Origin of the sequence: Alcaligenes nematophilus (assembly GCF_026344155.1) — a bacterium.
In the GTDB taxonomy this organism is placed as follows: domain Bacteria; phylum Pseudomonadota; class Gammaproteobacteria; order Burkholderiales; family Burkholderiaceae_B; genus Alcaligenes; species Alcaligenes phenolicus.
In genome coordinates, this window is record NZ_JAPKMZ010000001.1 from 778254 (window position 1) to 791903 (window position 13650).

Annotated in this window: 11 protein-coding genes; 9 read left to right on the forward strand and 2 right to left on the reverse strand. The window is 58.1% G+C overall.

What is annotated here, in order from left to right:
• The first annotated feature begins 166 nt into the window (after positions 1–166).
• From leuS to OSH04_RS03760, 9 genes are all read left to right on the forward strand, one after another.
• A complete protein-coding gene (gene leuS / locus OSH04_RS03720) occupies positions 167–2827 on the forward strand; it encodes a leucine--tRNA ligase (RefSeq protein ID WP_266107956.1) in 2661 nt (886 codons plus the stop codon).
• A gap of 2 nt (positions 2828–2829) precedes the next feature.
• The gene (locus OSH04_RS03725) at positions 2830–3462 is read left to right on the forward strand and encodes an LPS-assembly lipoprotein LptE (RefSeq protein WP_026483068.1); all 633 of its coding nucleotides are present in this window, start codon (positions 2830–2832) and stop codon (positions 3460–3462) included.
• A gap of 2 nt (positions 3463–3464) precedes the next feature.
• On the forward strand, positions 3465–4526 hold the full coding sequence (gene holA, locus OSH04_RS03730) for a DNA polymerase III subunit delta (RefSeq protein ID WP_266107957.1): 1062 nt from the start codon (positions 3465–3467) through the stop codon (positions 4524–4526).
• A 68-nt stretch (positions 4527–4594) separates the two neighbouring features.
• Entirely contained in the window at positions 4595–5890 is a 1296-nt protein-coding gene (locus OSH04_RS03735) for a glutamate-5-semialdehyde dehydrogenase (protein ID WP_152602628.1), read from the forward strand.
• A 3-nt stretch (positions 5891–5893) separates the two neighbouring features.
• The gene (locus tag OSH04_RS03740) at positions 5894–6310 is read left to right on the forward strand and encodes a CopD family protein (protein ID WP_035272539.1); all 417 of its coding nucleotides are present in this window, start codon (positions 5894–5896) and stop codon (positions 6308–6310) included.
• 1351 nt (positions 6311–7661) lie between these two features.
• A complete protein-coding gene (locus tag OSH04_RS03745; RefSeq protein ID WP_266108053.1) occupies positions 7662–9011 on the forward strand; it encodes a THUMP domain-containing class I SAM-dependent RNA methyltransferase in 1350 nt (449 codons plus the stop codon).
• A 214-nt stretch (positions 9012–9225) separates the two neighbouring features.
• On the forward strand, positions 9226–9744 hold the full coding sequence (locus OSH04_RS03750) for an RDD family protein (RefSeq protein WP_026483072.1): 519 nt from the start codon (positions 9226–9228) through the stop codon (positions 9742–9744).
• Between the two features lie 43 nt (positions 9745–9787).
• Positions 9788–10699, forward strand: a complete 912-nt coding sequence (gene hslO / locus OSH04_RS03755) for an Hsp33 family molecular chaperone HslO (protein ID WP_266107958.1) — start codon at positions 9788–9790, stop codon at positions 10697–10699.
• Between the two features lie 79 nt (positions 10700–10778).
• Positions 10779–11606 (forward strand): hypothetical protein, encoded by an 828-nt coding sequence (locus OSH04_RS03760; protein WP_266107959.1) that lies wholly within the window; start codon positions 10779–10781, stop codon positions 11604–11606.
• Positions 11607–11809: 203 nt separating this feature from the next.
• Here OSH04_RS03760 and ftsB read toward each other — a convergent pair whose 3' ends face one another.
• Positions 11810–12115 carry a cell division protein FtsB gene (gene ftsB, locus OSH04_RS03765; RefSeq protein WP_088450492.1) on the reverse strand — a complete coding sequence of 102 codons (306 nt, stop codon included), beginning with the start codon at positions 12113–12115 and terminating at the stop codon, positions 11810–11812.
• A 45-nt stretch (positions 12116–12160) separates the two neighbouring features.
• Positions 12161–13447 carry a phosphopyruvate hydratase gene (gene eno / locus OSH04_RS03770; protein ID WP_009456510.1) on the reverse strand — a complete coding sequence of 429 codons (1287 nt, stop codon included), beginning with the start codon at positions 13445–13447 and terminating at the stop codon, positions 12161–12163.
• Between the last annotated feature and the right edge of the window lie 203 nt (positions 13448–13650).

Here is a 13650-nt window from a genome sequence, read left to right on the forward strand (position 1 = left end):
GCCCTGCAGGGGTTTTTTTTGCCCTTCACAGGCTGCTGTGACAGGCCTGCCTCCTGTCTGCCATTACGCTCATGCACACTGCCCACCTTGCAGCCGTCCACAGCGAGATTTGCCCCGTATAATGGCGGATACTCCTTTACTTTTGTCTAAAACGGTATTGCCACTCATGCAGGAACGTTACAACCCCAGCGAGGTTGAACAACTCGCTCAGCAAAACTGGACCGATCGGGACGCCTATCGCGCCGTCGAAAACGCCACCGCTCCCGATGGCTCGCTCAAACCCAAGTTTTACGCATGCTCCATGCTGCCCTACCCCAGTGGCAAGCTACATATGGGCCACGTGCGCAACTACACCATCAACGACATGATGGCGCGCCAGCTACGCATGCGCGGTTTTAACGTTCTCATGCCCATGGGCTGGGATGCCTTTGGCATGCCCGCTGAAAACGCCGCCATCAAATCGCAGGTTCCGCCCGCCAAGTGGACTTACGACAACATCGCCTACATGAAAAAGCAGATGCAGGCGATGGGTCTGGCCATCGACTGGTCGCGTGAAATGTGTGCCTGCGATCCCGAATACTACAAATGGAACCAGTGGCTGTTCCTGAAGATGCTGGAAAAAGGCATTGCCTACCGCAAGACTCAGACTGTGAACTGGGATCCGGTGGATCAAACCGTTCTGGCCAACGAACAGGTTATTGAAGGCCGTGGCTGGCGCTCGGGCGCGCTGGTTGAAAAGCGTGAAATCCCCGGCTACTACCTGCGCATTACCGACTACGCTGAAGAGCTGCTGGACACCGTGAAAACCGGCCTGCCCGGCTGGCCCGAGCGTGTGCGCCTGATGCAGGAAAACTGGATCGGCAAGAGCCAGGGTGTGCGCTTTGCCTTCCCTCACGATATTCGTGACGAGCAGGGCCAACTGATTCAGGACGGTCGTCTGTACGTGTTCACCACCCGCGTGGACACCATCATGGGCGTTACCTTCTGTGCTGTTGCCCCTGAACACCCGCTGGCTGCCCTGGCTGCCCGCAACAATCCCGAGCTGACTGCCTTTATTGAAGAATGCAAGAAAGGCGGCACCACGGAAGCCGACATGGCCACCCGTGAAAAAGAAGGTCTGCCTACCGGCCTGAGCGTCAAGCACCCACTGACCGGTGCGGACGTTCCTGTCTGGGTCGGTAACTACGTCTTGATGAGCTACGGCGACGGTGCCGTCATGGGCGTGCCTGCTCACGACGAGCGCGACTTCGCCTTTGCCCTGAAATACCAATTGCCTATTCAACAAGTGATTGGCGTTGAAGGCAAAGAGTACGACGCCACTCAATGGCATGACTGGTACGGCGACAAGCAGCAAGGCCAAACCATCAATTCCGGCAAGTACGACGGCCTGGCGCATGCCGCCGCCGTGGACGCAATTGCGGCAGACCTGAATGCTCAAGAGCTGGGCGAGAAACAAACCACCTACCGTCTGCGCGACTGGGGCATTTCCCGTCAGCGTTACTGGGGCACCCCGATCCCGATCATCCACTGCGAGGATTGCGGCCCGGTTCCTGTTCCAGAAAAAGACCTGCCCGTGGTTCTGCCCGAAGAGCTGATTCCCGATGGCAGCGGCAACCCGCTGAACAAGCACGAAGCCTTCCTGAAGTGCACCTGCCCTTCTTGCGGCAAGCCTGCACGTCGCGAAACGGACACCATGGACACCTTTGTGGACTCGTCCTGGTACTTCCTGCGCTACACCACGCCCAAACTGAACGACTCCATGACCGATCCACGCACCGACTACTGGATGCCCATGGATCAGTACATCGGTGGTATCGAACACGCTGTGCTGCACTTGCTGTACGCCCGCTTCTGGACCAAAGTCATGCGCGACATGGGCCTGGTCAAGATTGACGAGCCCTTCACCCGCCTGCTGTGCCAGGGCATGGTGCTGAACCACAGCTACACCCGCCGCACACCTCAAGGTGGTATCGAGTACTTCTGGCCTGAAACCGTCGAAAACGTCTACGACGAAAAAGGCGCGATTATCGGTGCCCGTTTGAAGAGCGATGGTCAGCCCGTGCAGTACAACGGCATCGGCACCATGTCCAAGTCCAAGAATAACGGCGTGGACCCCCAATCCCTGATCGACACGCTGGGCGCGGATACCGCCCGCCTGTTCATCATGTTTGCCAGCCCGCCAGAGCAAACCCTGGAGTGGTCGGATTCGGGCGTGGATGGCGCCAACCGCTTCCTGCGTCGCCTGTGGGCCTTCTGCTATAACCACGCCGATGCTCTGCGCGCTGGCAACGCCCAACAAGCCACCGACTGGAGCGACCTGGATGCGGCCGCCAAGCGTACCCGTCTGGAAATTCACTCCTTGCTCAAGCAAGCCAATTACGACTACGAGCGTATTCAATACAACACCGTGGTTTCGGCTTGCATGAAGATGCTCAACACCCTGGAGCAGACTCAATGGGAAGACACTCCCGCCGCACAACGTGCACTGGCTGAAACCACGTCCATTCTGTTGCGCGTGCTGTACCCTGTCGTCCCTCACATCACCTGGCAGTTGTGGCGTGAACTGGGTTGGGCAGACAGCCTGGGCGATATGCTCGACGCCCAATGGCCTGCTGTGGATGAACAAGCCCTGATTGCTGACGAAGTGGAGCTGATGCTGCAAGTCAATGGCAAGCTGCGCGGTTCATTGGTCGTGCCTCAGGGAGCGGAAAAAGCCGCCATTGAACAAGCCGCAGCCGAACACGCTGCCGTGCTCAAGTATCTGGAAGGCCGCCCCGCCAAGCGCATCATTGTGGTGCCTGGCAAACTCGTTAACGTCGTAGGTTAATCATGCACCTAGCCCGCCTGCTTCCTTCCAGCTCCTTGTCTGTTCCTGCACCCAGGTTCTGGGGACTGGCGGGCTTGATGATCCTGCTCAGTGTTGTTCTGACAGCGTGTGGCTTTCACCTGAAAGGGGTGGCCCCGCTGCCGTTCGACACGATTTACACCAACATTACGGACAACAGTGCGTTTGGCGCGAATCTGCGTCGAACCTTGTCGGCCAGTTCACCGCAAACCCGCTTTGTGGAGCGCCCGCAAGACGCTGAAGCCATCTTGCAACAGCTCTCCCACAGCCGTAATCAACGCGAAATCTCCATCAACGCCAAAGGCCAGGTGGAAGAGTACGAACTGCAACTGACCTTTGTGTTCGAGTTGCTGGACGCCAAAGGCCGCGTGATCCTGCCGCCCACAACACTGAACGTCATTCGTGAAGTACCGTACGATGCCGAGGCTGTACAAGCCAAAGATAGCGAAATCGAGATGATTTTCCGCGATATGGAACAGTCTTTGATCAATCGCATTGTGCGTCGCTTGAGCTCGCCCGACGTGACCAGCGCCTACCATTACATAAGCAGCCAACCAGAGGCCAGCTCCATGGAAGAGATGGAACTGCTGCCCACTCGACAACAGGCTCCGCTGTAAGAATGGGACGCAGGGCCGACCACGACACCTTGCTGCGCGAACTGGCCACGCCAACCGCCGCTTTCCAACCGCTTTATGTGGTGTCCGGTGACGAGCCTCTGTTGCTGGTTGAAGCGGCGGATGCGGTGCGCGCCCGCGCCCGCCAGGACGGCTTTACCGAACGCAGCAGTTTTACCCTGGATGCACGGGCCGACTGGTCGCAGCTGTTTGCTGTAGCCCAGAACATTTCCCTGTTTGGCGATCAAAAACTGGTGGATGTCAATATTCCCAGCGGCAAACCTGGCAAGCCAGGCGGCGACGCCCTGCAAAAGCTGTGCGAGCAGATCAGCGGGGGGCAAATGGATGGCACCAGCTTTCTGATTCAACTTCCCCGGCTGGACAAGGCCACGCGCAACAGTAAATGGTGTCAGGCTCTGGAGCAGGTGGCCTGTTGGGTTGACATTCAGCCCATCAACCGCAACTCTCTGGCGGGCTGGATTGCCCAACGCCTGAAAGCCCAGGACCAAAGCCTGGAGCGCAACAGCCTGGAATGGATGGCTGACAAGGTTGAAGGCAACCTGCTGGCCGCCCATCAGGAAATTCAGAAACTGGCCCTGATTTACCCACCAGGCCAGCTTAGTCAGGAAGAACTGGAAAACGCGGTTCTGAACGTAGCCCGCTACAGCGTGTTTGATCTGCGTGACTCCATGCTGGCAGGTCACAGTCAACGCGCCCTGACGGTGCTTGATGGCTTGCAGGCAGAAGGCGAAGCCCTACCCCTGGTCTTGTGGGCTGTAGGCGAAGAAGTGCGTACCTTGGCCCGCTTGTCACAAGCGCGTCAGCAAGGACAGGACCTGTCCAACCTGTTTCGCCAGTACCGCATTTTTGGCCCGCGTGAAAAACTCGTTCGTCAGGCCCTGGACCGTATCCCGCCTCAAAGCTGGCCCGCTTCGGTTCTGCATGCACACGATATAGACCGTTTGATCAAAGGCCTGCACCCCAACGGACGTCAGCAAGACCCGTGGGAAGAAATGCGCCGCCTGACCATGCGTATCGCGGTCGCGACACAAGCGCCCCGCCGCTAAGCGTCCGATACCCCTTAACTTCTTAATTGTTGCGATAATGCTCTCTTGAACCGGAGAGTTACACGGCTATGAACGATATCACCCAGTCCTCTGCCGCCACCCAGGTCGGCGATCTGTCTTCCATGATGCAAGATTTGGGCAAGCGCGCCCAGCTTGCTGCCCGTCGTATGCGCGCCGCCACAGGCAAAGCCAAGGCCGACGCCCTGCGCTATATGGCTGATGCCCTGATTGAGCAAAAAGCCCAGTTGCAAGCAGCCAACGAGCTGGACTTGCAAGCGGCACGTGAACGTCAGATTGCCCCGGCCATGATCGAACGCCTGGTCCTGTCCGACCGTGCCCTGGACATCATGACCACCGGCCTGCGTCAAATTGCCGATATGGACGATCCGGTTGGCCAGATCAGCGCCTCGCGTACCCGCCCGAATGGCATGCGCGTGGCTCAGATGCGTGTCCCTTTGGGTGTCATCGGCATCATTTACGAGTCGCGCCCCAATGTGACTATTGACGCCGCTGCCCTGTGCCTGAAATCGGGCAACGCCACGATTCTGCGCGGTGGTAGCGAAGCCTTTCATTCCAACCAGGCCCTGGCGCAGATCATCTCCAGCAGCCTGGAACGTGCTGGTTTGCCCAAAGAAGCCGTGCAAGTGGTTCCCACCACGGACCGCGATGCTGTTGGCTTGCTCGTAACCATGAACGACTACGTGGACGTCATTGTCCCGCGTGGTGGCAAGAGCCTGATCCAGCGACTGAGCGCCGAAGCCACGGTTCCTCTGATCAAGCACCTGGACGGCAACTGCCACGTCTATGTGGACGAATTTGCCGATCTGGAAAAAGCGACCCGCATCGTATTCAACGCTAAGACCTACCGCTACGGTATTTGCGGCACCATGGAAACCTTGCTGGTTCACCGCAGCATTGCACCCGCTTTCCTGCCAGAAATGGCCCGCCAATTGCAGGAAAAAGGGGTGGAACTGCGTGGCTGTGAGCAGACCCGTGCCCTGGTTGCCAATGTGGCCCCTGCTACCGAGGAAGACTGGGAAACCGAATTTGCCGCGGCCATTCTGGCAATCCGCATTGTGGACTCCATGGACCAGGCCATGGACCATATCGCACAGTACAGCTCAGAGCACACCGAATCCATCGTGACGGAAAACCTGAGCCTGGCCGAACGCTTCCAGCGCGAAGTAGACTCCAGCTCCGTCATGGTGAACCTGCCTACCTGTTTTGCCGACGGCTTCGAGTACGGCCTGGGCGCAGAAATCGGCATTTCCACCAACCGTCTTCATGCCCGCGGCCCTGTTGGCCTGGAAGGCCTGACGACCTACAAATGGGTCTTGCACGGCAATGGCCAAATGCGTGGTTAAATCATGCTTTGGCTAAAAACATTTCACATCTTGTTTGTGACCTCCTGGTTTGCAGGGCTGTTCTACTTGCCCCGCATCTATGTCAATCTGGCCCAGGAGCAAGATGCCAAGACCTATGAAACGCTTCTGGGCATGGCCCGGCGCCTGTATCGCTTTATGGCTCCTCTGGCCATTTTGACTTTGCTGACAGGCCTGGGATTGTTTTTGTATTACGGCATAGGCAAAGGACAGGGCTGGATGCACGCCAAACTGACCCTGGTCTTGATCCTGTTTGCCTTTCACGGTGTGTGCGGACGCTATCTGCGGCAGTTCCAGCAAGGGCAACAAAGCCGCTCACACGTATTCTTCCGCTGGTTCAATGAAATTCCGGTCATCGTTCTGCTGCTGGTCCTCATCCTGGTGGTCATAAAACCCTTCTAATACCTTATTCATGTCAGACCAATCTGAACGCAAGACACTAAGCCTGAACCCAGGCACTAAAAAGAAAGCCAGCAATGCGGAACCCCGCGTGCGCTCGGGTGCGCGCGCACGAGCAGCCAGCCTGCAGCAAGACCGCCAGGGCGGCCCCAAGCGCGAGGCCCGCCCCTACGTAGAGAAACGTGACCAGGACCGCCGCGAGCGCCCTGCTTTCAACCGCGACCGCGCAGATCGTCCTCAATCGGGCGAGCGTCGCGAATTTTCAGGCGAACGCCGTGAGCGTCCCGCATTCAACCGTGATCGCGACAGCCGCCCACAATCAGGCGAGCGTCGTGAGTTCTCCGGTGAACGCCGGGAATTCTCGGGCGAACGCCGTGAACGCCCCGCATTCAACCGTGACCGCGACAGCCGTCCACAATCAGGCGAGCGTCGTGAGTTCTCCGGTGAACGCCGGGAATTCTCCGGCGAGCGTCGTGAACGCCCCGCATTCAACCGTGACCGCGACAGCCGTCCGCAATCGGGGGAACGTCGTGAATTCTCCGGTGAACGTCGGGAATTCTCGGGCGAACGTCGTGAACGACCCGCATTCAATCGTGACCGCGACAGCCGCCCACAATCAGGCGAGCGTCGTGAGTTCTCCGGTGAACGTCGTGAGCGTCCCGCATTCAACCGTGACCGCGACAGCCGTCCACAATCGGGCGAACGTCGTGAGTTCTCCGGTGAGCGCCGCGAACGTCCAGCATTCAACCGCGATCGTGACAGTCGTCCGCAATCGGGTGAACGTCGTGAATTCTCCGGTGAACGCCGTGAGCGTCCCGCATTCAACCGTGACCGTGACAGCCGTCCCCAATCAGGCGAACGTCGTGAATTCTCCGGTGAACGTCGTGAGTTCTCCGGCGAGCGCCGCGAACGTCCTGCATTCAACCGCGATCGTGACAGCCGTCCTCAATCGGGTGAACGTCGTGAATTCTCCGGTGAGCGTCGTGAGCGTCCCGCATTCAACCGTGACCGAGACAGCCGTCCGCAATCGGGCGAACGTCGCGAATTCTCCGGCGAGCGTCGTGAACGTCCTGCATTCAACCGTGACCGAGACAGCCGTCCGCAATCGGGCGAACGTCGTGAATTCTCCGGCGAACGCCGTGAGCGTCCCGCATTCAACCGTGACCGTGACAGCCGTCCGCAATCGGGCGAACGTCGTGAGTTCTCCGGTGAGCGTCGTGAACGCCCTGCATTCAATCGTGACCGCGACAGCCGCCCTCAAACGGGCGAGCGCCGCAATTTCTCGGGTGAACGCCGCGAGCGTCCAGCCTTCAAGGGCGACAAGGAATCTTCGGAGCGTACCCCTGCCGGCAAAATGCCCAGCAAGCTGTTTAGCCCGGCCGGTGACTCCGATGCCTTTCCTCAATATGTCTCGCCTATTCAGCGTGTAGACAGCCCCCAGGCCCCCAAGCCCGGTCAGCGCCTGCCCGATAGCAATATCGAGCAAAACGAGCGCGTCCAGGTCAAGGCTCTGCAAGGGGAACGCTACCGTCTGTTTGCTCCCTGCCCACAAGGGCTGGAAGAAGCGCTGTCGCTGGAACTGCAAGCACTAGGCTACGAGAACGTTCAAACCGGCCGTGCGGGCTGCCATTTTGATGCGGACTGGATCGGTGTCATGCGTGCCAACCTGTCCTCGCGACTGGCGACACGCATTTTGCTGGAAGTCTCGCACGCTCCTGTCACCAACGAAGAGGACATTCTGGCCCTGGCTCGGGTGACTCCCTGGGAACGCTGGTTTGGCCCCGAGCAGACACTGCGTGTCGACACCTCGGCCGTACGCAGCCCCATGCAAAGCTTGCAGTACTGCAATCTGCGCGCCAAAGACGGGATTTGTGACCGCCTGCGTGATCTGGAAGGCGCACGTCCTTCCATCGATACCGTACGCCCGGATGCCAAGGTGCATTTGTTCCTGGACGAGACCAGTGCCACCTTCTACCTGGATACCAGTGGCGAGTCTCTGTTCAAGCGCGGCTGGCGTCACGACAAGGGCGATGCGCCTTTGCGTGAAAACCTGGCAGCGGGCCTGCTGGCCCTGTCTGGCTGGGATCCCAGCAAGCCTTTGATCGACCCCTTCTGCGGTAGTGGCACGATTCTGATCGAAGCCGCCTGGATGGCCCTGGGAGCGCCTCCCGGCATCTGGCGTCCCTTCCACTTCGAGCGTCTGCGCTGCCACGACCAGCGCTTGTGGCGTGATATCAAAGACGAAGCGCGTTCCATGATCGCTCCTCGTCTGGATACTCCATTGATTGGCTACGACATCAACCCCACCGTTCTGGATGCGGCCCGTTCCAACCTGGAACGTTCGCACCTGACGCTGGAGACGATTCGCTTCGAGCAAGGCGATGCCCTGAAGATTCGTCCAGAAACGGAAGCCGGCTGGATTGTCACCAATCCTCCCTACGGCGAGCGCCTGGAACATCAGGACGAGGACTTCTGGCCAAACTGGGCCAGCAACCTCAAGCAAAACTTCGCCAACTGGAGCGTGAACATGATCAGCAGCGACCTGGAGCTGCCACGTCATATGCGCCTCAAGCCCAAGCGTCGTTACCCGCTGTACAACGGTGCTCTGGATTGCCGTCTGTTCTGCTTTGACATGGTTCCGGCCAGTTATCGCAATAACGAGACAGCCTCGAACGCCAGCGAAGACTCAGCCAGCGCCGAGTAAGCGTCAAGCCGTCTTGCACAAGGCGACAAGGGCCAAGTCCATGAAAATGGCTTGGCCCTTGTTTATTGAAACAAGCCCCCCATATCTTGATTACTTTTCTACCCTTCTGGGGCCCGCCCGACTCCATGCCTTCTGTTCCAGCCCCGAACCGGCAGCATTCCGTTAGGCAGCGATATACGCGATAATGGCAGTCTTCCCTGCCTCAAGACGCACCATGACACCCACTTTCACTACTCCTGGCCGCTGGCGACGCTTTGCCTGCATGATGTATGAATCCATCCTGCTATTTGGCGTTATTTTCACCACCGGCTATCTGTTTGACACCTTGACCCAAAGCCGTAGCGGCCTGGATCTGCGTCATGTGCGTCAGGTCGTTCTATTTATTGCGCTGGGGATTTATTTCGTGCTGTGCTGGCGCAAAGTGGGCCAGACCCTGCCCATGAAAACCTGGCATATGAGACTGGTAGACGAGCAAGGTCAGATTCCTGCCCTGCGTACCCTGCTGCTGCGTTATATTCTGCTATGGCCCCTGCCCTTGCTGGGAGCTTTGCTGGTTCAGCTTCTGTCTGGCTACACAGGCTATGCGTCCACGGACCTGCTTATCGTGTTTACGCCTTTTCTGAACTTCATCTGGACCTGGTTCGACAAAGACCAGCAGTTCCTGCACGACCGTCTTAGCAAGACTCGCCTGATCGATGCGCGCCCTACCCGTGTTACTTCGGCAGCCACCTGAGCAGGCAGGCTGCCTCTTCATTTTTTAGTAGTACAGCAAAGTCATGACTGACATTTTAAAAAAATACTTGTTCGCCGACCAAAGCACACGAGCCCAGATTGTTCATCTTGAGCAAGCCTGGCAAATGGGTCTGGAACACCAGCACTATCCTGCCTGCATCCGCGACTTGCTGGGCGAGCTGGTAGCCGCTTCGGTACTGCTGGCGGGCAACCTCAAGTTTGACGGCTCCCTGATTTTGCAAATCCAGGGCGACGGCCCGATCGCCTTGCTGGTGGTGGAATGCACGTCGGACATGGACATACGCGCAACGGTGTCGCTGCGTGAGAACCATCCCGTGCCCCAAACCGGCACCTTGCAAACCCTGCTGAACCCGCAAGGCCAAGGCCGCTTCACCGTAGTACTGGCTCCGCGTCAAAGCAGCAAGGATTTCCGCCCCTACCAAGGCGTGGTGCCTCTGGAAGGCGAGACCGTTGCCGAGGTTCTGCAAACCTATATGCGCACCTCCGAGCAACTGGATACCCACCTGTGGCTGGCCGCCGACGCAAACCGTTGTGCAGGGCTGTTGCTGCAACGTATCCCGCCCCAAGGCGGCCACAGCCTGGCGCAAAACCTGGACACCTGGGAACGCGCCCTGGCGCTGGGCTCCACCGTCCAGACACAAGAATTGCTGCAACTCGATAGCGACACCTTGATTCATCGCCTGTTCTGGGAAGAAGACCTGCAGGTCTTTGAACCTCAGTCCGTGCGCTGGCATTGCCCCTGTTCCCGTCAACGCGTCAGCAATATGCTGCGCATGCTGGGCCGGGCAGAAATCGAGCAAATGCTGGCAGAACAAGACACCATCAATGTGTCCTGCAACTTCTGCGGCAAGCCCTATCAGTACGATGCAATTGACTGCGCGTCCCTGTTTGTCGACAAGGGCGATACCCAGCCTGGTGACGATACCCTGCACTAAGCAGAAACCGCTACGAAGGACTACACCCGCACAAGTCCTTCTACCAAGCTAAAAGACACTCAGCCATGATGGCAGCATCATGGCTGATTCTTTTTCCTCACCCCATCCTCAATCTGGTTTGGCTGGCGCTCACATCATGGGAGCCCTGCTTGCGATCATCCTGCTGAGCTGGCTGGTGCTGGACGTGCTGACGCTGTACTCCTTGCGCGTACGCCTGCAGCACGGCCTGTTACAGGCGGCTCGCCAGGCCAGTGTGCAGCATGCCCGGCCTGAAACCATTGCCCTGGCATTCAGCCAAACACTGGCTGCTGCCAAAGTGCCACTGCACGATCAATGGCAGATCCAGATCCTGTCGCCCTCGCCACAGGCTTTTATACTGCATGGCAGGCCTTCCCGGCTTCATGAGGGGCGTACAAGCATTACCCAGGGCTGGCAGGCACAACAAGCGGATCAAGCCAGCCACGGCGGCCCCAGCATCTACCAGGCCAACACATTGCACTTGTACCTGCTCTATGCCCATAAGCCGGGCCCTCTTTCCTTGCTTCGCCTGCTACCCAAGCTTGCTGCCAGCATGCCTGGCCCTTCAGGTTCGGCAGCGGTCTGGCTACGCCTGGAAATCAGACACCCTATGCAGTCCAATGCCGTGCAGTGGGATGACTTGGCTGACGGTCGGGTCGTCTATGCCCAGCAGACTGAAAACGAGCTTGCCTTGCCAGTTTCCCAAACAGGCTGGTCCACAGACCTGGAGCCAGCAGAACCGCCATCAACGGACGGGGATGGCCGTCTGCCATCATGGGATGGCCCTGCTCAAGGATCAGGTGATGCATCCCCTTCTCCAGGGCCTGCCGCCCCCACACCAGACTCAGGAGGAGCTGACTACTCACCTCCAAACCCTGCTTGCTACTAATCGCCGAGCCAGCCAGAGCGGGTGGCAGGTGGCGGCAGCATAGGACGCGATAAACGCATTCCTGACCCAAGCGGGAAACAGACGTACAGTCGCCGCAATCAGCAGTTGTGGCCGTAGTCGGGACAGCAATAAGGGAAAAAAGAAGAATTATCAGAAAGGAACCGGCTGAACAGCCGTTCCAGCAGCGCCTTGCGCGCTACTTCTTAACGTGGGCTGCTTGTTGTGGAAGCCGAACCACCGGGAGGCACAATCTGCACAAAGATCTCGCCTTCACGCATCATGCCAAACTCGCTACGGGCGCGCTCTTCGACTGCATGGGTACCCGAGCGTAAATCCTGAACCTCGGCCAGCAAGGCGTTATTACGCGCCGTCAGGGCTTCATTGGTTTCTTTTTGCGCAACCAGCCTGGTCTGCATTTGCCGTACATCCAGCCAACCGCCCTTGCCCCACCATAAAGCGTAATGGGTTACCAGGGTCAGGCACAGCAGAAGCAGGACGATAAGGCGCATGGCGATATAAGAACCGGGTCTTCCGACCCGGTTCATCAAACAGAATTAGCGCAGATTATAGAACGCTTCGCGACCTGGGAAGGTAGCAACTTCTGCCAATTCTTCTTCAATACGCAACAACTGGTTGTACTTGGACATGCGATCGGAACGGGACAGGGAGCCTGTTTTGATCTGCATGGCATTCGTAGCCACAGCGATATCCGCAATCGTGGAGTCTTCGGTTTCACCCGAGCGGTGCGAAATCACGGCGGTGTAACCAGCGCGCTTGGCCATTTCGATGGCAGCAAAGGTTTCGGTCAGGGTGCCGATCTGGTTGATCTTGATCAGGATGGAGTTACCGATACCCAGCTCAATCCCTTTCTTCAGGATCTTGGTGTTGGTCACAAACAAATCGTCACCAACCAACTGGATCTTGTCACCCAGTTGCTGGCTCAGAATGCGCCAGCCGTCCCAATCGTCTTCGGCCATGCCGTCTTCGATGGAGATGATGGGGTACTTGTCGCACCAGTTGGCCAACAGGTTGGCAAAGTCTTGCGAGCTCAGGGACACGCCGCCTTCACCAGCCAGGTGGTATTTACCGTCACGGTAGAACTCGGAAGCCGCGCAATCCAGGGCCAGAGCGATCTGGGTGCCGGGCTCGTAGCCAGCTTGTTCGATAGCGCGCAGGATCAGTTCGATAGCGGCTTCATGATTGGCCACGTTAGGAGCAAAACCACCCTCATCGCCCACAGCGGTGGACATGCCTTGATCGTGGATCAGGCCTTTCAGGGTGTGGAATACTTCTGCACCCATGCGCAGCGATTCGCGGAAGCTCTTGGCACCCACGGGCATGATCATGAATTCTTGCAGATCCAGGGTGTTGTTGGCGTGTGCACCACCGTTGATGACGTTCATCATCGGCACGGGCATGGCCATGGCACCACTGCCACCGAAGTAGCGGTACAGGGACAGACCCGAATCATCAGCAGCGGCACGGGCCACAGCCATACTGGCAGCCAGCATGGCGTTAGCGCCCAGGCGGCTCTTGTCTTCGGTGCCGTCCAGCTCGATCAGGGTACGATCGATAAAGGTTTGTTCTTGAGCATCCAAGCCCATCAAGGCTTCGGAGATTTCTGTGTTCAGGTTCTCGACAGCGCGCAAAACACCTTTGCCCAGGTAACGGCTCTTGTCACCATCACGCAGCTCCAACGCTTCGCGAGCGCCAGTGGATGCACCAGATGGAACGGAGGCACGCCCCATAGCGCCCGATTCGAGCAATACATCACACTCCACCGTTGGATTACCACGGGAGTCCAGAATCTCGCGGCCAATAATATCTACGATTGCACTCATGATTTTGACAGTCCTGCCTGAAGTAGCATTAAGCTAGATAAGTTAAACAATCCTGCTGCCGGGCATATCGCCGTAAGCCGATGTGAAAATCAGCTTGAAAAGGCGCCTAGCCTGGAAGTTGAAAAGATCAGCAAGCGCGACAGCTATAGTGCAATCAGCGCCCCCTGCCCTCCTGCTAAAACAGGATTGTACCTGCCCATGAC

What these genes read in the sequence shown, in the direction of transcription:
- leuS (WP_266107956.1), top strand. Translation starts at nt 167, where the DNA reads ATGCAGGAACGTTACAACCCCAGCGAGGTTGAACAACTCGCTCAGCAA.
- OSH04_RS03725 (WP_026483068.1), top strand. Translation starts at nt 2,830, where the DNA reads ATGCACCTAGCCCGCCTGCTTCCTTCCAGCTCCTTGTCTGTTCCTGCA.
- holA (WP_266107957.1), top strand. Translation starts at nt 3,465, where the DNA reads ATGGGACGCAGGGCCGACCACGACACCTTGCTGCGCGAACTGGCCACG.
- OSH04_RS03735 (WP_152602628.1), top strand. Translation starts at nt 4,595, where the DNA reads ATGAACGATATCACCCAGTCCTCTGCCGCCACCCAGGTCGGCGATCTG.
- OSH04_RS03740 (WP_035272539.1), top strand. Translation starts at nt 5,894, where the DNA reads ATGCTTTGGCTAAAAACATTTCACATCTTGTTTGTGACCTCCTGGTTT.
- OSH04_RS03745 (WP_266108053.1), top strand. Translation starts at nt 7,662, where the DNA reads ATGCCCAGCAAGCTGTTTAGCCCGGCCGGTGACTCCGATGCCTTTCCT.
- OSH04_RS03750 (WP_026483072.1), top strand. Translation starts at nt 9,226, where the DNA reads ATGACACCCACTTTCACTACTCCTGGCCGCTGGCGACGCTTTGCCTGC.
- hslO (WP_266107958.1), top strand. Translation starts at nt 9,788, where the DNA reads ATGACTGACATTTTAAAAAAATACTTGTTCGCCGACCAAAGCACACGA.
- OSH04_RS03760 (WP_266107959.1), top strand. Translation starts at nt 10,779, where the DNA reads ATGGCTGATTCTTTTTCCTCACCCCATCCTCAATCTGGTTTGGCTGGC.
- ftsB (WP_088450492.1), bottom strand. Translation starts at nt 12,115, where the DNA reads ATGCGCCTTATCGTCCTGCTTCTGCTGTGCCTGACCCTGGTAACCCAT.
- eno (WP_009456510.1), bottom strand. Translation starts at nt 13,447, where the DNA reads ATGAGTGCAATCGTAGATATTATTGGCCGCGAGATTCTGGACTCCCGT.